General features: G+C 73.5%; 14 protein-coding genes. 8 read left to right on the top strand and 6 right to left on the bottom strand.

Translation table 11 applies throughout. The features are described from left to right. Positions 1-91: 91 nt before the first annotated feature. Together ID554_RS27780 and ID554_RS27785 are read right to left on the bottom strand one after the other, a co-directional pair. Positions 92-460 carry an MmcQ/YjbR family DNA-binding protein gene (locus tag ID554_RS27780; protein WP_117227800.1) on the bottom strand — a complete coding sequence of 123 codons (369 nt, stop codon included), beginning with the start codon at positions 458-460 and terminating at the stop codon, positions 92-94. 45 nt (positions 461-505) lie between these two features. After that, positions 506-1,765: a condensation domain-containing protein gene (locus tag ID554_RS27785; RefSeq protein WP_117227887.1), complete on the bottom strand. Its 1,260-nt coding sequence runs from the start codon at positions 1,763-1,765 to the stop codon at positions 506-508. A 154-nt stretch (positions 1,766-1,919) separates the two neighbouring features. Here ID554_RS27785 and ID554_RS27790 point away from each other — a divergent pair, with 154 nt between their 5' ends. From ID554_RS27790 to ID554_RS27795, 3 genes are all read left to right on the top strand, one after another. Beyond that, a complete protein-coding gene (locus ID554_RS27790; RefSeq protein ID WP_191088642.1) occupies positions 1,920-3,128 on the top strand; it encodes a cytochrome P450 in 1,209 nt (402 codons plus the stop codon). A gap of 150 nt (positions 3,129-3,278) precedes the next feature. After that, entirely contained in the window at positions 3,279-3,467 is a 189-nt protein-coding gene (locus ID554_RS32595; protein WP_396888573.1) for a VOC family protein, read from the top strand. A gap of 107 nt (positions 3,468-3,574) precedes the next feature. Then, positions 3,575-3,997, top strand: coding sequence for a VOC family protein (locus ID554_RS27795; protein WP_117227798.1), 423 nt, complete (start codon positions 3,575-3,577; stop codon positions 3,995-3,997). Between the two features lie 86 nt (positions 3,998-4,083). On the opposite strand, the gene ID554_RS27800 is transcribed toward ID554_RS27795, so the two are convergent. Continuing rightward, on the bottom strand, positions 4,084-5,790 hold the full coding sequence (locus ID554_RS27800; RefSeq protein ID WP_117227886.1) for a DHA2 family efflux MFS transporter permease subunit: 1,707 nt from the start codon (positions 5,788-5,790) through the stop codon (positions 4,084-4,086). Positions 5,791-5,877: 87 nt separating this feature from the next. Next, positions 5,878-6,711 (bottom strand): 4'-phosphopantetheinyl transferase family protein, encoded by an 834-nt coding sequence (locus tag ID554_RS27805; RefSeq protein ID WP_223884300.1) that lies wholly within the window; start codon positions 6,709-6,711, stop codon positions 5,878-5,880. A 179-nt stretch (positions 6,712-6,890) separates the two neighbouring features. On the opposite strand from ID554_RS27805, the gene ID554_RS27810 reads away from it, so the two are divergent. Genes ID554_RS27810 through ID554_RS27830 form a run of 5 tightly spaced genes read left to right on the top strand, consistent with a single transcriptional unit; the run spans position 6,891 to position 21,541 of the window. Next, the gene (locus tag ID554_RS27810; RefSeq protein ID WP_117227797.1) at positions 6,891-13,361 is read left to right on the top strand and encodes a non-ribosomal peptide synthetase; all 6,471 of its coding nucleotides are present in this window, start codon (positions 6,891-6,893) and stop codon (positions 13,359-13,361) included. Next, positions 13,358-18,556 carry a non-ribosomal peptide synthetase gene (locus ID554_RS27815; protein WP_117227796.1) on the top strand — a complete coding sequence of 1,733 codons (5,199 nt, stop codon included), beginning with the start codon at positions 13,358-13,360 and terminating at the stop codon, positions 18,554-18,556. The genes ID554_RS27810 and ID554_RS27815 overlap by 4 nt, the downstream gene beginning before the upstream one ends. Beyond that, positions 18,553-19,626, top strand: coding sequence for a saccharopine dehydrogenase NADP-binding domain-containing protein (locus tag ID554_RS27820; protein ID WP_117227795.1), 1,074 nt, complete (start codon positions 18,553-18,555; stop codon positions 19,624-19,626). The genes ID554_RS27815 and ID554_RS27820 overlap by 4 nt, the downstream gene beginning before the upstream one ends. After that, a complete protein-coding gene (locus ID554_RS27825; RefSeq protein ID WP_117227794.1) occupies positions 19,623-20,789 on the top strand; it encodes a Gfo/Idh/MocA family oxidoreductase in 1,167 nt (388 codons plus the stop codon). Before ID554_RS27820 ends, ID554_RS27825 begins: the two co-directional genes overlap by 4 nt. After that, positions 20,786-21,541, top strand: coding sequence for a thioesterase II family protein (locus ID554_RS27830; protein WP_117227793.1), 756 nt, complete (start codon positions 20,786-20,788; stop codon positions 21,539-21,541). The genes ID554_RS27825 and ID554_RS27830 overlap by 4 nt, the downstream gene beginning before the upstream one ends. Here ID554_RS27830 and ID554_RS27835 read toward each other — a convergent pair. Both ID554_RS27835 and ID554_RS27840 read right to left on the bottom strand, forming a co-directional pair. Beyond that, a complete protein-coding gene (locus ID554_RS27835; RefSeq protein WP_117227792.1) occupies positions 21,516-23,111 on the bottom strand; it encodes an AMP-binding protein in 1,596 nt (531 codons plus the stop codon). The two genes, ID554_RS27830 and ID554_RS27835, sit on opposite strands and share 26 nt — an antisense overlap. After that, positions 23,108-24,133, bottom strand: a complete 1,026-nt coding sequence (locus ID554_RS27840; RefSeq protein WP_117227791.1) for a methyltransferase — start codon at positions 24,131-24,133, stop codon at positions 23,108-23,110. The genes ID554_RS27835 and ID554_RS27840 overlap by 4 nt, the downstream gene beginning before the upstream one ends. Between the last annotated feature and the right edge of the window lie 40 nt (positions 24,134-24,173).

Consider the following 24,173-nt stretch of genomic DNA (forward strand, 5'->3'; position numbering starts at 1 on the left):
AATGGCTTGCTTCGTGCCACGTGGATAATTGCAGGCTCAATCAATTGTGTTGTCAAGTGCCGCTCGTCCCGTCCGACCGGACGGGCCCGACCTACCCGACACCACCACCACCGTCCGGACGCGCCGCGTCGAACGCCGCCACCAGCCGTCGCGGTGCCCGGCGCCGCCAGGCCTCGGTGAGCAGTTCGGACAGCTGCCCGGGATCGACCCGGTCCAGCCGGGCGCTGGTCCAGCCCTGCCGTCCCCAGTGGTTGTCCGGCGCGCTGAAGGTCGCCGGGTCCTCGGCGAGCAGCGCCGCCTGTTCCTGCGGGTCGAGCCGCAGCATGACGGTGCCCGCGCCGGCCGGGAAGGCGGCGAAGATCTTGTTGCGGACCCGCAGGTCGGCGTTGTCGAAGTGGGCGCTGGCCTGCGCCTCGGGCAGACCCAGCGCCATCCGCCGGACCTCGTCCTCAGTGATCATCTCAGCCCTTTCCGGGTCGTGCCGGCCCGGACAGGGCCGGCGTGCTCAGGTCACCGGTGCGCCGCGCAGCCGGGCGAGCGGGACGTCGGCGTCGGCGACCGCGCGTCGCACCAGGGTCACATAGTCGCGGACGAAGGTGTCCGCCCACAGCGGGTCGAACTCCGCCCGCGAACACAACAGCAGGGCGGAGAGCTGGTCGCCCTGCGGCACCACCACGAACTCCAGCGCGAAGCGCCGCCGTTCGAGCTGTACCTCCATGTCGTCGAGCTCCTCGCCGGCCATGTCCGCCCGGGTCATCAGGCTGCCGAGCAACTGGAACAGCACGTCGTCGGTGCGCCCGGTGCCGCCCGCCACGGTGTCCGGCGGGAGCAGCTGGTGCGGCAGGTCCTGGTGCCGCATCGCGTCCATCACCGTGGTCCGGGCCTGGGCGATCAGCTCGCTCAGCGTGGTCTCCGGTGTGAAGCGCTCCCGAAGCAACACCATGCTGGCGAAGAAGCCCACGGTGTCGCGGACCTGCGGCTGCCCCCGGTTGGCGAACAGCGAGGCCACCGTCAGGTCGTCGGCGCCGGTCTCGGCGTACAGCAGGGCGTAGAACACGGCCAGGGTGACCGGGAACAGCGTGGTGCGGTGCCGGCGGGCGAGCTGCCGCAGCGCGGCGGTGGTCTCGGCGTCCACGTAGTGCTCCACCGAGATCCACGGAGGTTCGCCGTCGGGCACCGGACGCCGTCGGCGGGCGGGCACCTCCACCAGGCGTGCACCGGTCAGCTTGCCGGTCCAATAGTCGGTGAGCCGCTCCAGGTTCGGGCCGGAGAGCTGGTCGGCCTGCCAGCGAGCCCACTGCGCGTACTGCCACTGCGGGGCCGGCAGGTCGGCGGTCTCGCCCGTCTCGGCCGCGTACAGGGCGCGCAGGTCGCGGGCCAGCAACGCGTTGGAGTAGTCGTCAGAGCAGTAGTGGTGCAGGGTGAGCACCACCAGGTGGTGCTCCGGGTCGAGTCGGACCACCCGTGGTCGCAACGGCCACACCGAGGCGTCGACCCCGCCTGCCACCTCGGTGGCCACGATCTCCCGGGCGGCGGCGGCCGGGTCGGCCTCGGCCGACACGTCGGTCACCGGCACCGGCACCGGGCGTGGCTCGTGGATCTGCTGGCGCAGCCGGCGACCCCGTGGATAGGTGGTCCGCAGTGGCTCGTGCCGGGCCGTCAGGGCGGCCACCGCCCGGGTCATCGCCTCGTGGTCGTACGGACCACGCAGGCGCCACAGCACCTGTTCGTTGAGGGCGCTGTCCCGTCCCCGGTAGTGGTCCATCAGGGCCAGGAGGCGTTGACCGACGGAAGCGGGTTCCTCACGCACGAGCTCAGCCACGAGCCGAGCCTAGAGCAGCCGGTGGATCGTGTCGACTGTGTCGATAGATGTATGTAGGGTCTTGCCGCTCGGCGGGCACTCCCGGATAGTGCTCTGTATGCGAGCCGAGACCGCGCGTCCTCACCTGTCCGCGGCGTTCCTGGCGACCCAGGACGACCCGTACCCGGCGTACGCGCAACTGCGGGACCGTGGCCCGCTGTCCCGGGCCGAACTGGGTCAGTGGCTGGTCACCGGGCACTCCCTGGTGTCCACGCTGCTGCGTGAGGGCCGGCTGGAGAGCCGGATGCCGCCGGAGTACATGCGGATCACCCTCGGCGACGGCCCGGGCGCGGAGTTCCTGAACCGGATCGTGCTGACCCGTACCCCGCCGGACCACACCCGACTGCGACGCTTCATCGGCCGGGCGCTCGGCACCCCGGTGGCCCGCCGGCTGACCGGACACATCGGTGCGGCGGCCGACGCGCTGCTCGACCCCGCCCTGCAACGCGGCACCCTCGACGTGGTGACCGACCTCGCGGTGCCGTTGCCGGTCGGGGTGGTGTGCGACCTGATCGGGATCCCGGCCGAGGACCGGCCGGAGGTGCTGATCCGGGTGATCTCGCTGGCCAAGGTCTTCGACGCGGCGAACCTCACGCCGGCCGACCTGCACGACATCAACGCCGCGCTGCCCTGGCTGCACGACTACCTGGGCGGTTTGCTCTCCGCCCGGCAGGACGAGCCCGGCGGGCCGACGCTGGCCGGCATGTACTGGGAGGAGTCCGCCACCGACCGGCTGGCCGTGGCCGACTTCGTGGACAACATGCTCTTCCTGTTCCACGCCGGTTTCGAGACCACCATGGGTCTGGTCTCCAACGGCGTCGCGGCGCTGCTCGCGCACCCGGACCAACTGCGCCGGCTGCGCGCCGACCCGACCCTGGTGCCGTCGGCGGTGGAGGAGTTCCTGCGGTACGACGCGCCGATCCAGAACGTCATCCGGGTGGCCCGCGAACCGGTCGAGGTGAACGGTGTGAAGATCCGGGCGGGCCGGACCGTCCTGCTGCTGCTCGGGGCCGCCAACCGGGACGCCACCGTGTTCGCCGACGCCGAGCGTCTGGACGTCGGTCGGGACCCCAACCCGCATCTCGGCTTCGGGGGCGGGTTGCACCACTGTCTCGGCACCGCGATGGCCCGACTGATGTCGGTGATCGTCTTCGAGCGGTTGGTGCGGACGGTGGAGTTCCTGGGTCCGGCGGCGCCACCGGTCCGACGCCGGCACGCCAGCCTGCGCTCGTACGACCAGTTGCCGCTGTTGGTCCGACCGCGCTGACCCCGGGTGTGTCGGCTGTGTCGGTCGGACGTGGCTGGGTAGGGTGGATGTCGTCTGTCGACATCAGGAGGATCCACGCATGTCCGATGTGGTCGCACCGGTGATCCCTCTCCTGCGCTACCGGGATCCGGGTGCCGCGATCGACTGGCTCTGCTCCGCCTTCGGGTTTACGTCTACGTCGGCGACACCGTCGACGCCCACCACGACCGGGCGGTGGCGGCGGGCGCCGAGGTGGTCATGCCGCTCACCGACACCGACTACGGCTCGCGGGAGTACCTGGTCCGCGACCTCGAAGGTCACCTGTCGAGCTTCGGCAGCTACGCGCCGAAGCTCGACTGACCACCGACCGCGCAACGTCGGCTTCTTGTCGTCCGCCGGACGCAAAGAGCACATAGAGTGATTGTTCGTCCTGACAGACTCGCCCTATCGACTCCGAGGAGTGACTCATGGCCGATTCCTCCGTGCCGCCCACCGTCGCCCCCTACATCGCCTACGAGAACCCGGCAAAAGCCATCGAATGGCTGGTGAACACCTTCGGTTTCACCACGCTCGGTCTCTTCGACGACGGGCAGGGCAACGTCTACCACGCCGAGCTCAAGATCGGTGACCACGGTCTGATCATGATCAACCCGGCCAACGCCGGACTGCGGCTCGGCGAGCCGCGGGCGCTCGGCGCCGCCACCGCCGGCACGTTCGTCCGGGTCGAGACCGACACCGAGGTGGACGCCCTGCACGCCCGCGCGGTCGCCGGCGGCGCCGAGATCCTGCTCCCGCCGGAGAGCAAGCCGCACGACTCGTACGAGTTCACCTGCCAGGACCCGCAGGGCCACGTGTGGACCATCGCGACCTACCGGACCGCGCTCGGCTGACCCGAGCCCGACCGCGACACACCGCGGCCCCGGTACCTCCGTCGCGCGGAGGCGCCGGGGCCGCGGTTCGTGTCGGCCGAACCTGATCAGCGGCGGGGCAGCAGGAAGCTACCCAGCAGGGCCAGCGCGAAGCTGATCACGCTGAACCAGAGCGTGCCGACCATGGCCCGTTGGAAACTGATCTGGCTGGCCTCGAACGACCGCTGCTCGATCACCTCGACGGCCCGGTCACCGCCGCCGGCAGCCACGGTCGCGCTGTCGCAACCGGCCGGCGGCAGCGTCGGGTCGGCGGCGCCGAGCTGGGTGGTCACGCAGTCCCGGAAGCGTTGTCCGATCTGCTCGGCCTGACCTTCGGCGACACCGACGGCGACCAGGTCAGCGCGCAGACGCGGTCCCACGTCGTCGGTGGCGGTGGCCGCGTTGGTGGCGATCAGGCTGAAGAAGAGCGTGCCGCAGGCGGCGATGCCGAGCGTCACGCCGATCTGGTAGTTGGCGTTCACCACGCCGGAGGCCGATCCGGCCTGATGGCCGGGCACGTCGTGCAGGGAGTACCCCATCAGCGGCGGGAAGGTCATGCCCATCCCGGCGCCGCCGATGAACATCGGCACGAGCAACTGCCAGATGGTCACCTGCGGGGTGCTGTCGATGACCCACATGAACCAGAACATGCTGGCGATCAGCAGCAGCAACCCGATCTGCAGGCCCACCCGGCCGAGCTTGGGCGTGATCCAGCGGGCGGAGAGCCAGCCGAGCAGCGGCACGGCGATGTCCCAGGGCAGCCCGGCCAGCCCGGCGCGCAGGATGCTGTAGCCCACCCCGATCTGCACGTAGATCGTGATGACCAGGAAGAACGACATCACCGCGCCCTGGAAGAGGAAGACCACCACCAGGCCGGAGCTGAACGAGCGGTGCCGGAACAGCGACAGCGGCACCAGCGGCGACTCGGTGCGGGAGCGCTGGTGCAGCACGAACAACGCGAAGACGACGAGTCCGGCGACCATCATGGCGTACGTCCACAGCGGCCAGCCGTGCTCGCGGCCCTGCACCAGCGGGAACACGATCAGCATCACCGCGGCCGTGATCAGCGTCGCGCCGACCACGTCGAGCCGGTCCCCGCGCTTGCGCTCGGACTCGGGCAGCAGCGCCCGGGCGGCGAAGAACGCCGCGATGCCGATCGGGACGTTGACCAGGAAGATCATGCGCCAGCCGAGGCCGCCCACGTTCGCGGTGGTCAGCAGCGCGCCGACCAGCGGACCGCCGACCGTACCGAAGGCGAGCGCGGCGCTGAGCGCGGCGAACGCCCGGCCGCGTTCCTTGGGGGCGTAGAGCAACTGGATCAGCGTGTAGACCTGCGGCACCATCACCGCGCCCATCGCGCCCTGGAGGAAGCGCAGCACGATGAGCTGCTCGGGCGACTGGGCCATGCCGGCGAGCAGCGAGGTGAAGGTGAAGCCGGCGACACCGATCAGGAACATCCGGCGTACGCCGACGATGTCGCCGAGCCGACCGGAAATGATCAGCATCGAGGCGAAGGCGAGCGCGTAGCCGGCCACCAGCCACTGCATCGTGGAGGCGGTGGCGTTGATGCCGTCCCGGATCGACGGCAGCGCCACGTTGACGATGGTGATGTCGAGCAGGTCCAGCACGAACCCGGTGAGCACCACGATCAGGGCGAGGGTGCGCTTGCGACCGGTGACCGGAGGAACGAACTCGTCGGGTGGAGTCGCGGCCGGCGCGGGTGCCGACACCGTGTCGGTGTCGGCACCCGCCGACGTGCGAGTGTCGTCAGACATCAGATCCCTCTCCTGGGGTGCGGTGAACATGGCGGTGACGGGTGTGCCCCCTGATGTCCGGCAACGGAAGGAGATCACCCGGTCGCGCTAGGTCAGCAACTTATTGGAAATGTGTGTCGATGCGAAACCCGCCACACCGGAGCGGATCCGGTCGAGCAGGGGTGTGCCGTCGTGACTGGACACGACAAGCGCACCGTCGAGGCTCGCCAGCGCGGCGGCGTACCCGGTGGGAGCCGCCAGGTCGACGAGGTGCGGCCACGCGACGGGGGCAGACGCGCCCGCCCAGCACAGCACGGCGGCCGGCCGGTCCGGCGCGGTCACCGTGATCGTGGCCGGGTCGAGGGTCAGGCCGTCGCCGGTCGATTTGAGCAGTGCCTCCTTCCTGGTCCAGTAGCGAATGAAGGCGGTCGTGCGGTCCCGGTCGCCGGTGCCGGCGAGCACCGCGCGCTCGGCCGGGGACAGGGCGCGCGACGGGAGGGTCCGCCCGCGCAGCGCGATCCGCTCGACGTCCACGCCGACCTCGGTCCGGGTGGCGAACGCCACCGCGCACCACCGCCCGGAGTGCGCGACGGAGAACCGCACCGGTGCGGCGGGCGTGCGCAGCACCGGCTTGCCGTGCGGTCCGCCGCACTGCCGGCACACCGCCTCGAAACGCAGTCCGGTCGCCGGGGTGCCGAGCATCCCGGCGAGCACCAGCCGGGTCAGCGCCCGGGCGGTGAGGTGTGTCGCCCGCGATTGCGGGTCGGTGAACCCGGCGTGCCGGTGGCGTTCCGACGCGGACAGCAGGTCGAGCAGAAGCTCGTCGTCGGGTGGACCGACCTCGGCCCACCAGACCTGGCAGGTGCCCTCCACGGGTGGACCGGTCGCCATCGCGGGAGCCACCTCTCCGCCGGTGACCACCGGGGTCTGACCGGCCGTCATGCCGTCGTATGTGGAGCCTATTGCAAGTAGCATGTTCTTTCTACTGTACGTATCCGTGTCGGCTTGTTACGTTGGCGTCGGCACGGACTCGTGTGGCGGTGCCGGACAACTCCGTCGAACAGGGGAGACCCAGATTGGGCGTTGAGGCCGAACACACACGACCCTTCACCCGGGACGGCATGCGGGACGACATCGCCGCCGTCCTCGGTGAGCCACCCGGCACGGTCGCGGACGACGCCGACCTGCTCCAGCTCGGTCTCGACTCGATCGGCGTGATGCGACTGGTCGCCCGCTGGCACCAGCGTGGCGTGGCGGTGAGTTTCGCGGAGCTGGTCGAGGGACGCACCCTGGACGACTGGTGGCGGATGGTCGCCGGCCGGGTGCCCGGCGACGCGGCGGCCCCCGACGAGCCGCCGCTGGCCGTCGTGGACGCGGGCGAACCCTTCGACCTCGCCGCGATGCAACACGCGTACTGGGTGGGGCGGGGCGACGGCCAGGCCCTCGGCGGGGTCGGCGCGCACTTCTACAACGAGTTCGACGGCAGCGGCGTGGACCCGGCCCGGCTCGACGTCGCGGTCCGGGCGCTGCTGCGCCGGCACGGGATGCTGCGCGCCCGCTTCGACGACGACGGTCGGCAGCGCATCCTCCCCGAGAGCCCCTGGCCCGGACTGACCGTGCACGACCTGCGGGCCCACGACCACGACCACGCCGAGCGGATCCTGCTCGACCTGCGCGACCGACTGTCGCACCGGCGGCTGGACGTGGCCCGTGGCGAGGTCTTCGACGTGCAGCTCTCCCTGCTGCCCGACGGCGGTACGCGCGCCCACGTGCACATCGAGATGCTGGTGGCCGACGCGCACAGCTTCCGGATCCTGATGTCGGAACTCGCCCGCCTCTACCGGGACCCGGACGCCGAGCTGGCGCCGATCGGGCTGGACTACCCGAGCTACCTGGCGACCCTGCGCGAACGCCGGGTCGGCGAGCGCGACGCGGACCAGGCGTACTGGCAGGCGCGCCTGCCCGAGCTGCCCGGCCCGCCGGAGCTGCCGCTCGCCGTCGATCCGCAACAGGTCAGCGGCCAGCGGGTGGCCCGACACCACCACTGGGTCGCCGCCGACCAGGTCGACCGGCTGACCCGCCGCGCCCGCGCGTACGGGCTGACCCTGCCGGTGCTGTTCCTGGCCGCCTTCGGTCACGTGCTCGGCCGGTGGAGCGCCGCCGGCCGGTTCCTGCTCAACCTGCCTCTCTACGACCGGCAGCCGGTGCACCCCGACGTGGCGCACCTGGTCGGCGACTTCACCAACCTGCTTCTGCTGGAGGTCGACACCAGCACGGAGCGCGACTTCGCGGCCTTCGCGCGGGCGGTGCAGGAGCGGCTGCGCGCCGACGCCGCCCACCCCGGCTACACCGGAGTGGACGTGCTCCGGGACCTGACCCGGCTGCGCGGCGGCACGCCCGTCGGCGCCCCGGTCGTCTTCACCAGCGCGCTCAGCCTCGGCGAACTGTTCGACACCGAGGTGCGCGAGAGCTTCGGCGCGCCCGGCTGGACCATGTCGCAGACCCCGCAGGTGTGGCTGGACGTGCAGGTCACCGAGCGCGAGCACGGACTGTTCGTCAACTGGGACTGCGTCGAGGAACTCTTCCCGGCCGGGCTGGTCGCCCAGATGTTCGCCGCGTACCTGCGGATCCTCGACTGGCTGCTCGACGACGACGCGGACTGGGCCGCGTACCCGCCGGAGCTGCTGCCGGAGCGGACCCGGCAGGTGCGCGCGGCGGCCAACGACACGGCCCGCCCGGTCCGCCGTCGGCGGCTGCACGACGACTTCTTCGCCCGGGCCGCCGCCGAACCGGCCCGCCCGGCGCTGCTCTGGGGCACCGACGGCCGGCTCGGCTACGGCGACCTGGCCGCGCAGGCCGACCGCGTCGCCGGGGCGCTGGTCGCCAACGGGCTGCGCCCCGGCGACCCGGTGGCGGTCACCGTCGAGAAGGGACCGCGGCAGGTCGTCGCGGTGCTCGGCGTGCTGCGGGCCGGCGGCGTGTACGTGCCGGTCGGCGTCGACCAGCCGGCCGCCCGCCGGGAGCGGATCCACACGGTGGCCGGCGTACGGCACGTGGTGGCCGGCGTACCCCTGCCGGAGCTGCCCGCGGACGTGTGCGTGATCGACGTGGCAGACCGCTCCCACCCGCCGGCCGGACCGGTTCCCGGCAGCGACGACGACCCGGCCTACCTGCTGTTCACCTCCGGCTCCACGGGTGAGCCGAAGGGCGTGCAGGTGCCGCACCGGGCCGCGGTCAACACGATCGACGACATCGACCGGCGCTTCGACATCGGCCCGGACGACCGGGTGCTCGCGGTCTCGGCCCTCGACTTCGACCTCTCCGTGTACGACATGTTCGGCATGCTGAGCGTCGGTGCGGCGCTGGTCTGCGTCGGCGAGGACGAGCGGCGCGACGCCGACCGGTGGGTGGAGCTGGTCCGGCGGCACCGGGTGACGATCTGGCAGTCCGTGCCGGCGTTGCTGGACATGCTGCTGACCGCCGGCACCGACGGCGACCTGCCGCTACGGCTGGCCCTGCTCGGCGGCGACTGGGTCGGGCTCGACCTGGCCGGACGGCTGGCCGCCCAGGCACCGGGCGCGACCCTGGTGGCGCTCGGCGGCACCACGGAGACCGCGATCCACTCCACCGTCCAGGTGGTGCCGGTGCCGGTGCCCGACGACTGGCGCTCGGTGCCCTACGGCGTACCCCTGGCCAACCAGCTCATGCGGGTGGCCGACCCGGCGGGCCGGGACCGGCCCGACTGGGTCACCGGTGAACTCTGGATCGGCGGCCGGTCGGTGGCCGACGGCTACCGTGGCGACCCCGACCGCACCGCCGCACAGTTCCGCGAGATCGACGGGGTGCGCTGGTACCGCACCGGTGACCTGGCCCGCTACCACCCGGACGGCACGGTCGAGTTCCTCGGCCGGGCCGACGCCCAGGTCAAGATCCGGGGCCACCGGATCGAGCTGGGGGAGATCGAGACCGCGCTGGAACGGCACCCCGCCGTCCGCCGGGCGGTCGCGGTCGCCCTCGGTACGCCCCGACAGCTCGCCGTCGCCGTCACCACCGAGACCGACCTGGACCCGGCCGCGCTGCGCGACTGGCTGGCCGAGCAGGTGCCCGGGTACATGGTGCCCGAGCGGGTGGTGCTCACCGACGACCTGCCGCTGTCGGCCAACGCCAAGATCGACCGGCGGGCGGTGACCCACCTCGTCGAAGCCGCCCGACCCGGACCCGCGCAGCTCGAACCGCCGGTCGGCGACGTCGAGCGCGAGGTGGCCCGGATCTGGGCCGACCTGCTCGGGGTTCCCGCCGTCGGGCGGCGGCAGAGCTTCTTCGCCGCCGGCGGCGACAGCCTGGTCGCCACCCGGTCGATGGCCCTGCTCAGCGCCACCGGGCTGGACGGCGCGAACCTGCGCCAGTTGTTCGCCACCCCGGTGCTGGCCGACTTCGCCGCGACCCTGCGCCGCGCCGAGGGGGACCGCCCGGTCGCCGCCGAACTGCGGGCCGACCCGGCCAACCGGTACGCGCCCTTCGCACCCACCGACGTGCAGCGGGCGTACTGGCTGGGACGCAGCAGCGAGTTCGCCCTCGGCGGCGTCGGCTCGCACTGGTACTGGGAGTTCGACGGCGCCGACGTCGACCTCGACCGCCTGGAGGACGCGGTCAACCTGCTGGTCACCCGGCACGACATGCTCCGCGCGGTCTTCGACGACGACGGCGACCAGCGGGTGCTGGCCGAGGTGGACCGGTTCCGGATCACCGTCGGCGACGGCGGCGACGAGGAGCTGCGCGACCTGCGGGAGCGGATGGCCCACCGGGTTCCCGACCCGGGCCGCTGGCCGCTGCTGGAGATCGCCGCCGTCCGGTACGCCGACGGCCGGGTCCGCATCGGGTTCAGCTTCGACTACATCGTGCTCGACGCGCTCAGCATCGTGATCTTCTTCGACGAGCTGACCACCCTCTACGCCGACCCGGCGGCGTCGCTGCGCCCGGTCGGGGTGACCTTCCGCGACTACGTGCTGGCCGACTCGGAGACCGTGGAGGAGGACCAGCGGTACTGGCGGGAGCGGCTGGACGACCTCCCGCCCGCGCCACCGCTGCCGCTGGCCGTGGACCCGGACACCGTGGTCGCCCCGCGCTTCGTACGCCGGGAGGACCGCCTCGACCCGACCCAGTGGGCACGGCTGACCGAGCAGGCCCGCCGGCACGGGGTGACCCCGGCCAGCGTCCTGGCCGCCGCCTTCGCCGAGGTGCTGTCGGCCTGGTGCGGTCGCGGGGAGCTGACCCTCAACCTCACCCTGTTCAACCGCCGTGACGTGCACCCCGACATCAACAACATCCTCGGCGACTTCACCTCCCTGCTGCTGCTGGCCCACCGGGCGGGGGAGGGGGACACCTGGCTGGACGTGGTCCGGCGGACGCAGGAGCAGGTCTGGGAGGGGATGGCCCACGACTCGGTCTCCGCGCTGTGGGTGCTGCGTGAACTCGCCCGCCGCCAGCAGGGCGGCGCGGTGAGCATGCCGGTGGTGTTCACCAGCGCGCTCGGCGTCGCCGGCGGCATGAACGAGATGTCGTTCCCCTTCGGCGAGCTGGTCTGGGGCATCTCGCAGACCCCGCAGGTCTGGCTCGACAACCAGGTGATGGAACGCGACGGCGGACTGGTCTACAACTGGGACTCGGTCGACGAACTGTTCCCGGCCGGACTGCTCGACGCCATGTTCGACGCGTACCGGGCGCTGCTGCTGCGGCTGACCACGGCGGACTGGGCGGCGGTGCTCCCGGTGCCGCTGCCGACCGCGCAGCGGCGGGTCCGGGACGCGGTCAACGACACCGCCGGCCCGCTGCCGACCGGGCTGCTGCACACCGGCTTCTTCACGCACGCCGCCGCCACGCCCGACGCCACGGCCGTGGTCACCGCCGACGGCGTGCCGGTCGACTACCGCGAACTCGCCGTGCGGGCGCTGCGTCTCGGCGGGGCGTTGCGCGCGCACGGCGTCCAGCCGGGCGACGCCGTCGCGGTCACCCTGCCGCGCGGCGTCGACCAGGTCGCCGCGGTGCTCGCCGTGCTCGCGGCGGGCGGCCACTACGTCCCGGTCGGCGTCGACCAACCGGCCGAGCGCCGCGACCGGATCTACTCCCGGGCCGGGGTACGGGCCGTCGTCGCCCGGCCCGACCTTCCCACCGGGCATCCGGTGGTGGCGCCGGACACGCCCGCCATCGCGCTGACCGCACCGGTCGAGGTGGACCCGGACGGGCTCGCCTACATCATCTTCACCTCCGGCTCCACCGGCGAGCCGAAGGGCGTGGAGATCACCCACCGGGCGGCGCTGAACACCGTCGACGACATCAACACCCGCTACGGCGTCGGCCCCGACGACCGGGTCCTGGCCATCTCGGCCCTCGACTTCGACCTGTCCGTGTACGACGTCTTCGGGCTGCTCGGCGCGGGCGGCGCGGTGGTCTGCGTCGCTGACGAGGACCGGCGGGAGGCGCGCAGCTGGGCCGCCGCCGCCCGGCAAGCCGGTGTCACGGTCTGGAACTCGGTGCCCGCGCTGCTGGACATGCTGCTGGTCGCGGCGGACGCCGACGGCCTGCCCGACGGGCTGCGGCTGGCCCTGCTCTCCGGCGACTGGGTCGGGCTCGACCTGCCCGGCCGGCTGCGTGACCGGTGCCCCGAGGCCCGGTTCGTCGCCATGGGCGGCGCCACCGAGGCGGCCATCTGGTCCAACGCCTGCGACGTCGACGTGGTGCCCGCGCACTGGCGGTCCGTGCCGTACGGGCTGCCGCTGCGCAACCAGCGCTACCGGGTGGTGGACCCACGCGGCCGGGACTGCCCCGACTGGGTGCCCGGTGAGCTGTGGATCGGCGGCGTCGGGGTGGCCCGGGGCTACCGGGGCGACCCGGAGACCACCGCGCGGCAGTTCGTCACCGTGGACGGGCAGCGGTGGTACCGCACCGGGGACCTCGGCCGGTACTGGCCCGACGGCACGCTGGAGTTCCTCGGCCGGGTCGACTTCCAGGTCAAGATCCGTGGACACCGGATCGAGCTGGGGGAGATCGAGGCGGCGGCGGAGGCGTACCCGGGGGTGGCCCGCGCCGTCGGGCTGACCGTCGGCGAGGGTACGCACCGGCGGCTGGCGCTGGCCGTGGTCGCCGCCGACGAGCCGGTCGACGAGGTGGCGCTGGTCGGCTTCCTGGGGTCTCGGCTGCCCAGCTACATGGTGCCGGAGCGGGTGGTCGGCGTACCCGGGCTGCCGCTGACCGCCAACGGCAAGGTGGACCGCCGGGCGTTGACCGCCGAGGTGGACACCGAACCCGATGACGCGGCCGACGAGAGCCCGCGTGGGGACAGCGAGAAGCTGATCGCCGAGATCTGGGCCGAGGTGCTCGACTGCGAGCGGATCGGCCGGCAGCAGAGCTTCTTCGCCCTGGGTGGGGACAGCCTGCTGGCCACCCGGCTGGTGGAGACGCTGCGGCTGCGCCACGGTGTGGAGTTGTCGCTGCGGCAGCTGTTCCTGGCGCCGACCGTGGCGCAGTTGGCAGACGTCTTCGACGCCCACCGCGGCGCGGTGGAACCCGGTGACTTCGAGGAGGGCACGATATGAGTCAGTCGTCCGCCGGTGACCTGCTCGCCGAGTTGGAGAGCGTAGGGGTGCGGGTCTGGTTGGAGGCCGGTCAACTGCGCTTCCGGGCACCGCAGGGGGCGATGACGCCGGATCGCCGCGAGGCGCTGCGCGCCCGCCGCGACGAGATCGTCGCGCACCTCGACCACGCCGCCGGCACCGGCACCCTGGTCCCCGACCGGGCGCACCGGCACGACCCGTTCCCGGTCACCGACGTGCAGGCGGCGTACCTGCTCGGGCGGGGGGAGACGTTCGCGTACGGCGGCGTCGCCTGTCACGGCTACGGCGAGCTGGTCTATCCCGAGCTGGACCCGGACCGGATGACCACCGCCTGGCGGGCGCTGATCGCCCGGCACGACATGCTCCGCGCGGTGGTGGAGGCCGACGGCGCGCAGCGCGTCCTCGCCGAGGTGCCGCCGTTCGAGGTGCCGGTGATCGACCTGACCGGACGCGCCGACGCGGTGGTCGAGGCGGGGATCAGCGCGGTCCGCGCCGAGATGGACCACCTGGTGCACACCCCCGACCGGTGGCCCCTGTTCGCCGCCCGGATCACCCGGGCCGACCGGCGGACCGTGCTGCACGTGTCGATCGACTTCCTGATCGCCGACTTCATCAGCGTCCAGGTGGTGCTCGACGAGCTGCACCGGCTCTACCACCGACCGGACGAGCCGCTGCCGCCGCTGGAGATCACCTTCCGGGACTACCAGCTCGCCGAGCGCGCGGTGCGGGACAGCCCGCGCCACGAGCGGGACCGGCAGTGGTGGCTGGCCCGGGTCGACGACCTGCCGGCCGCGCCGGAACTGCCGACGGTGGCCCGTCCCGCGGACAGCGAGGGCCGGTTCCGTCGCTGGGAGACCCGGCTGTCGCCGCAGGTCTGGGAGGGGCTGCGGCAGCGCGCCGGCCGGCACGGGGTCAGCCCGTCCGGCGCGGTGCTGGCCGCGTTCGCGGACACCATCGCGGCGTACAGCCGGCGGTCCCGGTTCACCCTGGACATCACCCTGCTCAACCGGGCACCGGTGCACGAGCAGGTCAACGCCCTGGTCGGTGACTTCACCTCGGTGGACCTGCTGGCCGTGGACGCCGACCCGACCCGCCGGTTCGACGAGCGGGCCCGGGACCTGCAGGCGCAGCTCTGGGAGGACCTGGACCACCGCTCGTTCAGCGGCATCGAGGTGATGCGGGAGATCGCCCGCCGGCAGGGCGCCGAGGCGGCGATGTTCCCGGTGGTGTTCACCAGCGCCATCGGCATCACCTCCGCCGGAGCCGCCGCCGACGGCGCGCCGCTCGGGGAGCTGGGCTACGGGATCAGCCAGACGCCGCAGGTCTGGATCGACTGCCAGAACATCGAGCGCGACGGTGGCCTGGTGTCCAACTGGGACGTCCGGGAGGAGGTCTTCCCGGACGGCGTGGTCGACGACATGTTCGCCGCGTACGACGCGTTGCTGCACCGGCTCGCCGGTGACGACGCGGCCTGGACCGGGACCGGGCACCCGGAGCCGCCCGGCGCGACGCTTGCGCGCCGTGTCGAGACCAACCGGACCCAGGCGTCGGTCCCCGCCGGGATGCTGCACGACCGGGTGGTGTTGCAGGCGCTGAGCACCCCGGACCGGCCCGCCGTCGTCGCCGCCGACCGCACGCTGGACTACGCCGAACTGCTCGGCCGGGCGGCCGGGGTGGCCGAGGCGCTGACCGCCGCCGGCTGCCGCCGCCAGGAACTGGTCGCGGTGGTCATGGATCGCGGCTGGGAGCAGGTCGTCGGGGTGCTCGGCGCGTTGCTGGCCGGCTGTGTGTACGTACCGGTGGACACCTCGCAGCCGGCGGCGCGCCGCCGGACCATCCTGACCAACGCCGGGATCCGCTGCGCGCTGACCCAGTCCGGGGTGGACCGGGACGGCTGGGCCGAGGGGCTGCGCCTGCTCGACGTCGACCTGTTGGGCACCGGGCAGCCGCAGCCGGTCGAGGGCTCCGGCGACCCGGAGGAGCTGGCGTACGTCATCCACACCTCCGGCTCCACCGGCACCCCCAAGGGCGTCATGATCAATCACCGTGGCGCGGTGAACACGGTGCTCGACATCAACGACCGCTTCGGCGTCGGACCCGACGACCGGGTGCTCGGCCTGTCCAACCTCGGCTTCGACCTGTCGGTGTACGACATCTTCGGGCCGCTGTCGGTGGGCGGCGCGGTGGTGCTGCCCGACCCGCGGCGCCGCGGCGACCCGTCGCACTGGGCCGACCTGGTCACCACGCACGGCGTCACGGTGTGGAACTCGGTGCCCGCCCAGTTGCAGATGCTGCACGACTACCTCGTCTCCGCCACGGTCACCGTGCCGGACGGGCTGCGGCTGGCGATGCTCTCCGGCGACTGGATCCCGGTGCCGCTGCCGGACCAGATCCACGCCCGGGTGCCCGGCCTGCGGATGGTCAGCCTCGGCGGGGCGACCGAGGCGTCCATCTGGTCGATCTGGTACCCGATCGAGCAGGTCGACCCGGACTGGCGCAGCATCCCGTACGGTCGCCCGCTGACCAACCAGAGCTTCCACGTGCTCGACGCGGCCCTGCGACCACGCCCGGACCTGGTCACCGGCGAGTTGTACATCGGCGGCGTGGGGCTGGCGCTGGGCTACCTCAACGACCACGAGCGCACCGCCGAGCGGTTCGTCGTGCACCCGCAGACCGGTGAGCGGTTGTACCGCACCGGTGACCTGGGCCGGTACCTGCCCGACGGCACCATCGAGTTCCTCGGCCGGGAGGACCTCCAGGTCAAGATCCGGGGCTACCGGATCGAGTTGGCCGAGATCGAGGCGGCGCTGGGCGGGCACCCGGCGGTCGCCGGGGCGGTCGTGGTGGTCGACGGGGACGCTCCGCTGGAGCGGAGGCTGGCCGCGTTCGTCGAGCCGGCCGGCCGGCCGGTCACCGCCACGCAGGCCGAGCACGACCAGACGGCCGTCCAGCAGCTCGGCGTGGACGCCTGCCGCGACGCGGACACCACGCTCGACGGTGTCGACCGGGACCGCTACCTGACGTACGCGCACCGGCTGGACGACGTCGCGCTGCCGGCCATGGTGGACGCGTTCCGCGCCGCCGGGCTGTTCGCCGTCGGCAGCCGGCACACGACGGCGGACCTGCTCGACACCGCGCGCGTCGCACCCCGCCACCACCGGCTGGTCCGGCGCTGGCTGCGCGCGCTCACCGGCGCCGGCCTGCTCGACCAGGACACCGACGGCCGGTACGGGCTGACCCCGGCGGGCGCGGCGGCCGACACCGACGCCGGGTGGCGGGAGGTCGAGCAGCTCGCCGACGCTGAGGACCGGGAACTGCTGGACTACTTCCGGGCCAGCACCGGACAACTGCCCGCCCTGCTGCGGGGCGAGGACGACCCGCTGGCGCTGCTGTTCCCGCAGGGCCGGGTGGACGTCTCACAGGGGCTCTACGAGCGGACGCTGTTCAACCGGTGGGCCAACGAGGCGGCGGCGGCCCTGGTGCGGCGGATCGCCGAGCAGCGGATCGAACCCGGGTCGCTGCGGGTGCTGGAGGTCGGCGCCGGGGCCGGTGGCACCACCGCCGCCGTGCTCGCCGCGCTCGACGGGTACGAGGTGGACTACCTGGCCACCGACCTGTCCCCGTTCTTCCTGGGCGAGCTGCGGACCCGGTTCGGTGAGCGGCCCGGCCTGCGCCTGGAGGCGGTCGACATCGACCGGGACCTGGCCGGGCAGGGGCTGTCCCCGAACTCCTTCGACGTGATCGTGGCCGGCGACGTGCTGCACGCCAGCGCCGACGTGGGCCGCGCGCTGGACCGGCTGCGCGAGGTGCTCGCCCCGCAGGGCTGGCTGGTCGCCTGCGAGATGACCCGCGACCACCACCAGATCATGACGTCGCTGGAACTGCTGGTACGGGTCGACGAGGCCACGGCCGACTTCACCGACCTGCGCCAGGGCACCGAGCAGGTCTTCCTCGACCGCCGGTCCTGGCTTCAGGTGCTGGGTGCGGCCGGCGCGGCGCAGCCGCTGTGCCTGCCCGAGCCGGACGGCTTCATCGCCGAGCTGGGCATGTGCGTGCTGGCCGCCCGGTTCAAGACCGACCGGGTGCGGATCTCCCGGGACGACCTGACCGAACACCTGGCCGGGCGGCTGCCGCAGTACATGGTGCCGGCGGTGGTCCAGGTCGTCGACGCCCTGCCGCTCAACGCCAACGGCAAGGTCGACCGGGCGGCGCTGCGTCGCCGGCTGCCCCGGCGGGGCACGACCACCGTCGCCGGGTCCGGCGCCCTCGGCAGCGACCTGGAACGCCGGATCGCGGCGGTCTGGGCCGAGGCGCTGCGGCTGCCCCGGGTCGGCCGGGACGAGAACCTCTTCGAACTCGGCGGGGATTCCCTGGTCGCGGCCCAGATCACCGGCCGGATCCTGGAGGAGGTCCCGCAGGCCGCCGGTCTCTTCTTCGACCAGCTGCTGCGGCAGGTGCTGGAGCAGCCCACGGTGGCCGCGCTCGCCGGGCACATCGAGGCCGAGTCGGCCACCGCGGTCACCGCGTCGCCGTCGGTCGAGGCCACGTCGAGTGGGGACGGGCTGTCCCTGCTGCACGAGGGCGTCGAGGGAGCGCCCTGGGTGCTGGTGCCCGGCGGCGCCGGTGTCGACCCGTACGCCGAGCTGGTGCCGCACCTGGCGGCGACCGGTCCGGTGCTCGGGTTGGCCCCGGGCGCGGCCGACGACCTGCTCCGGGTCGCCGCCGCGCAGGCCCGCCTGGTCACGGCGGCCGGACACCCGGCGGTACGGCTGGTCGGGTACGGCCTCGGCGCCACGTCCACGCTGGAGGTGGCCCGGTCGCTGATCGAGGCCGGCGGGCAGGTCGACGCGGTGGTGCTGATCTCGCCGTGGCGACCGGCGGCCACGGGTGACCCGGCGGCGGTCTACCGGGCGGAGACCGGCGCCGGGGAGCCCGGCGAGGACTTCGCCGCGCGGCTGGCAGCCGTCACCCGGCACGAGCCGACGCTGTACGCCGGTGACCTCACCGTGCTGCGGCCCACCGGCGCGGTGCCCTACGACGCGCAGGACCTGGAGTTCTGGGCCGACCTGTGCCTGGGCGACGTCCGTACGGTCGATGTGGACGCCGACCACCTGACGGTGCTGGGCCCGGCGGCCGGTACGGCACTGGCGGCCCTCGACCCGGAGCCGGCGCGGTGACCGCGGTCGCCGTGCTCGGCGCCTCCGGGGCGGTCGGGCGGGCGGCGCTGGAGCTGTTGCGGTCCTGGGACGTCGGCCCGCTGCGGGCCGGCGCCCGGCGTCCCCCGCAGGTCGACGGCGTCGAACGGATGGTCGTCGACGCCCGCGATCCGGCCGACCTGGCCCGGTTCTGCGCCGGCGCCCGGGTGGTGCTCAACTGCGCCGGCCCGGCCGTCGAGCTGGTCGACGGGGTGGCCCGGGTGGCGGTGGCGGCCGGTGCCGACTACGTCGACGCGGCCGGCGACGACGCGCTGCACGCCGCGGTGACGGCGGTGGCCGACGGCAGCGGCCGGGCCACGGTGGTGTCGGCGGGCATGATGCCCGGACTGACCGGGCTGCTGCCCCGGCTGCTCGCCGCCCACCTGCCCGACGGCGAGCGGCTGACCGGGTACGTCGGTGGGCGGGACCGGTTCACGCTGACCGCCGCCGTGGACTACGTCGCCGCCGACGAGAGTTTCGGCTGGCCCGCCGCAGCCTGGCGGGACGGCCGGGTGGCGCGCAACGCGCTGCGCCCGGTGCCGGAGCTGACCCTGCCGTGGTTCCCCGAGCCGGTCACCGCGCAGCCCTACCTGGGCACCGAGACCGCCCGGGTGGCCGCCGCGCTGGGGCTGCGGCAGGTCGACTGGTACTCGGTCTTCGCCGGTGAGCGGGTGCTGGCCGCGCTGCGCGCCGTGCCCGGGGCGCCCGAGGGTGGGCACCGGGAGGCCGGCGCGCGACTGTGCCGGGCGGCGGAGCTGGACCTGTTCGGCCACCAGGCGTACCAGAACCTGGTGGTCACCCTCTCCGGGCCGGGCGGGGAACGGGCCGCCGTGGTCCGCAGCACCGGCGCCAGCGAACTCACCGGCAGCATGGCCGCGCTGACGGCCCGGGCGGTGCTGGCCGGCGCGGTGCCGCCGGGCGTCTGGCACGCCGACGAGGTCCTCGACCCGATCGCCACCGTCACCGAGTTGGCGGCGGTGCCGACGGTGCCGCTGGCCACCGTGGTGGCGGACGTCTCCGCCGTCGAGCAGTACGAGGAGGACGTGATATGAAGCGACCCACCCGGGTGGTCGTCTGCGGCACCCGGTTCGGCCAGGTCTATCTGGAGTCCTTCCGCGAGGCGGACCCGAGCTTCCAGCTCGCCGGGGTCCTCGCCGGCGGCAGCGACCGGTCCCGGGCCTGCGCCGCGCACTACGGGGTGCCGCTGTACACGGCGGTGGACCAGTTCCCCGACGACATCGACATCGCCTGCGTGGTCATCCGGGGCGGGCTGCTCGGTGGCCGTGGCTCCGAGCTGGCCATGGAGTTGATGGCGCGCGGCGTACACGTGCTCCAGGAGCACCCGCTGCACCACGACGAGCTGGCCCGCTGCCTGCGCCAGGCACGCCGGCACAAGGTGGTGTACCAGCTCAATCCGTTCTACCGGCACATCACGCCGGTCCGCCGGTTCCTCGGCGCGGCGGGCGAGCTGCTGCGCCGCCAGCCAGCGCGCTATCTCGACGTGGCCTGCGGCTTCCAGTTGGCGTACTCGTTGCTGGACCTGCTCGGTCAGGCGCTCGGCGGGGTGCGACCGTGGCGGTTCACCGAGCTGCCGGCGCTGCCCGCGACGGTCACCTCGGCGACCGAGCTGGACCTGCCGTTCCGCAGCCTGGACGGGGTGCTGGCCGGGGTGCCGGTCACGCTGCGAGTGCAGAACCAGATGGACCCGGCCGACCCGGACAACTACGCCCACCTGATGCACCGGATCACCATCGGCACCGAGGCCGGCAACCTCACGCTGGTCGGTACGCACGGCCCGACGGTGTGGACCGCCCGCCCGGACTTTCCCCGCGAGGTCGCCGGCATCGGCGCCGACCCGCACTTCGCCGCCGACCGTGACACCAGCACGCCCAGCGCGGTCACCTTCGGTCCGAGCGAGGTGCCGCACTACGACACGGTCTTCGGCACCACGTGGCCGCAGGGGGTACGCCGGGCACTGTGGACCCTGCGGGACACCGTCGAGCGCGGCGAGGACCCGTTGCGGCAGGGGCAGTACCACCTGACGCTGTGCCAGCTGTGGCAGGAGCTGACCGCGATCCTCGGTCCGCCGGAGCTGGTCTCCGCCGAGCCGCCCCGGATGCTCGGCGCGGAGGACCTGGCGGCCCTGGCGGCGGCCGGTGCGGCGGCGGTGGCCGACCCGGCGCAGACGCGGGAGCCTGCGGGGGTGGGCGGGTGACCTCGGTGGAGACCAGCGCGCGACGGTGGCTGCGCTGCTACCGGCCCCGGCCGGCGGCCACCGTGCGCCTGGTCTGCTTCCCGCATGCCACCGGCAGCGCGCCGTTCTACCGGAGCTGGGCCCGGGAGCTGCCGGACGACGTCGAGGTGCTGGCGGTGCAGTACCCGGGACGGCTGGACCGGATCGCCGAGCCCGCGCTGACCGCCATGCCGGTGCTGGCGGACATGGTCACCGACGTGCTCGCGCCCCGGCGTGACCTGCCGGTGGCCCTGTTCGGGCACAGCATGGGCGCCGCGGTGGCGTACGAGGTGGCACGCCGGCTGGAGCGGCGGCACGCCGCGCCGTTGGCGCACCTGTTCGTCTCGGGACGTCCCGCGCCGTGTCACCACCGGCCGGGCAGCAAACACCTCGGCCCCGACGACGACCTCTGGGACGAGTTGCGCCGGTTGGGCGGCACCGACCCGGCGGCGCTGGAGAACCCGCAGCTCCGGTCGGCGTTGCTGCCGACGCTGCGGGCGGACTACCGGCTGATCGAGAGCTACCGCCCGGTCGACGCCGAGCCGCTGGCCACGCCGATCTCGGCGTTGGTCGGCGACGTGGACACCGAGGCGGCGGTGGACGAGGTGGCGGCCTGGGCCGGCTACACCCGGGCCGCCTTCGACCTGACCGTCTTCGACGGCGACCACTTCTATCTGGTGCCGCACCGGACGAAGGTGCTGGCCGGCGTCATCCGGAGCCTCGGCCTGACGTGACCGGGCCCGCCGTCCCGCGCGGCGGGTGCGCGGATCCGTCCAGGTGACGCCGCCACAACTGACGCCGTCTCGGCTTGCCGCTGGTGGTACGCGGGATCGTGCCCGACGGCACCGGCACCACGTGCACGTCGGCCTCCGGCACCAGCGGCGCGACCAGGCCGGGGATCCGGGGCAGCCATTCCGGCCGGGGATGTTCCAGGTGGACCACCACGGTCGGGGCACCCGCCACCAGGCCGAGCACGGTGGCCAGCCGTCCGGGCGGCGCGTTCAGGGCCGTGCCGAGCACCGCGTCCACGTCCTCGGCGAAGACCGTCCGGCCGTGGACCTTGAGGCTGTCGCCGAGGCGGCCCAGCACGAACAGCTGCCCGTCCGCGAGGAAACCGGCGTCGCCGGTGCGGACCGTGCCGTCGAAGAGCGGGCCGCCCGCGTAGCCGTCGGCGACCGAGGCGCCGCCGACCACGATCTCGCCGACCACCCCGTCGCCGACCGGCCGGGCGTCGTCGTCCACCACCGTGATCCGGGCCCCGGCGACCGGTCCGCCGCAGCCCACCACGGGTACGCCGTCCGGGCCGGACACCTGCCGCCAGCCGGTACGCAGCGGCAGCCCGGTCACCGCCAGCGTCGCCTCGGCCAGCCCGTACGCGGGCAGCAACGCCTCCCGACGCAGTCCATGCGGGGCGAGCAGCGCGGCGAAGGCGTCCAGGGTGGCCGGTGGGATCCGTTCGGCACCGACGATGACCGCCCGCCACTGCCGGAAGTCCAGCCCATCCAACTGCTCGGGGCGGACCCGACGCAGCACGTGGGCCAGCCCGAAGCCGGGCATCGCGGTCAGCCGGGCCCCCGCGCGGCCGAAGCACTCCAGGTAGCGGCTGGGCCGGCGGACGAACTCCGCCGGGGTGAGCAGCCACAGGTCGGCGCCGGTGACGACCGGTGCCAGCAGGCACCCGACCAGGCCCATGTCGTGGTGCACCGGCAGCCACGAGGCGGTCGCGTCGTCGGGTGTCATCTCCAACCAGTCCCGCACGGCCGCGATGTTGGCCTCCAGGGCGGTCCGCGGCACCCGCACCCCGCGTACCGCGCCGGTGGTGCCGGAGGTGAACTGCAGCAGCGCCACCGTGGCCGGCGCGACCATCACCGGGGTCGCCGCCTCGGCGGGCAGGTCCGCGACGTCGACGGTGGACACCCCGGCGTCCGCCGCCGTCCGGGCCACCGAGGGCGCAGACGCGCCGTCGACCACCAGCAGCCGGGGCCGCATCGCCGCCAGGGCCGAGGCCAGGTGCTCGGCGTACCGGTCGGAGTCGCCGAAGGCCACGGCCGGGGCGAGCGGGGACACCGTCGCCCCGGCCAGCAGCGCGCCGAACAGGGTGCCGACGAATCCGGGCCCGGAGGGCAGCACCACCCCGACCAGGTCGCCGGGGCGTACGCCGCGCTCGGTCAGCCCGGCGGCGTGTCCGTGGGCCAGCCGGGCCAGTCGCGCGTACGACCACCGGTCCCAGTCGCCGTCCGGGCGGGAGAACCGGATGCCCCGGTCGGCGCGCGGCTGCGCCAGCCAGGACAGCAGACCGGTCATACCGGTCGGGCCTCGATCACCGGGAACATCGGGGTCTGCGTCGCCTCGACCAGTTCCAGCCCGGCCCCGGCCAGGATCGCGCGTTGCTCGTCCAGGCTGCGCGCGCCGCCCGCGCTCAAGGTCAGCATCAGCATGTCCATCCGGCGGGCCAGCGGGGTGCTCTCCGCCTCGGACTGCCGTCCGGCCTCGAGGATGAACACCCGGCCCTGCGGGGACATCGCGGCCCGGATGCGGCGCAGCACCCCGGTCGCCTCCTCGTCGCTCCAGCTGTAGAGGATCCGCTTGAGCACGTACGCGTCGCCACCGGACGGGATGTCGTCGGTGAGGAAGCTGCCCGGCACCACCCGTACCCGGTCGGTGACACCGGCCGAGGTGAACGTCTCCGGCGCGTTCGCCACCACGCCGGGCTTGTCGAACAGCACGCCGCGCATCCGGGGGAAGCGGCCCAACAGGTCGGCGAGGAAACGGCCGTTGCCGCCGCCGACGTCGACCACCGTGCCGAACCGGGACCAGTCCGAGGCGCGCAGGATGGCCATCAGCTCCATCCCGGTGACCCCGCTCATCACCTTGTCGAACGCCTCGCCGTCGGTGGGGTGCTGCCCGAAGTGGTCCCACATGCCGATGCCGTGCACCGCGTCGTAGGCGCCTTCGCCGGTACGCAGGGTGTGGTCCAGGCCCTCCATCGCCCGGGTGCACACCACAGGGGAGAGGAAGATGTCCCGGGCCGAGAAGGGGTGGTCGGCGCGCAGCAGGTCGGCCATCGGGGTCAGCCCGAACTCGCCCGGCGCGACCTCGGCGAACAGGTCCCGGGTGGCCAGGTACCGCAGCGCCTTGGTCAGCGAGGGCTCGTGGGCGTCGCAGGCGCGGGCCAGGTCGGCGGCGGCCATCGGCCCGTCGGCGAGCTGGTCGGCCACCCGCAGCAGGCAGACCGCCCGGATCGTGTACGGCAGCAGGTAGTCGCCCACCTCCATCAGCCGCAGGATGGCCGGTACGTCGATCCGGGGACGTCGTCTCGTCAGCATCGCTGCTCCTTGTCAGTCTCGGTCGGTGCGCCGTCGGCCG

The sequence above is a fragment of the Micromonospora craniellae genome (assembly GCF_014764405.1).
GTDB classification, from domain to species: Bacteria; Actinomycetota; Actinomycetes; order Mycobacteriales; family Micromonosporaceae; genus Micromonospora; species Micromonospora craniellae.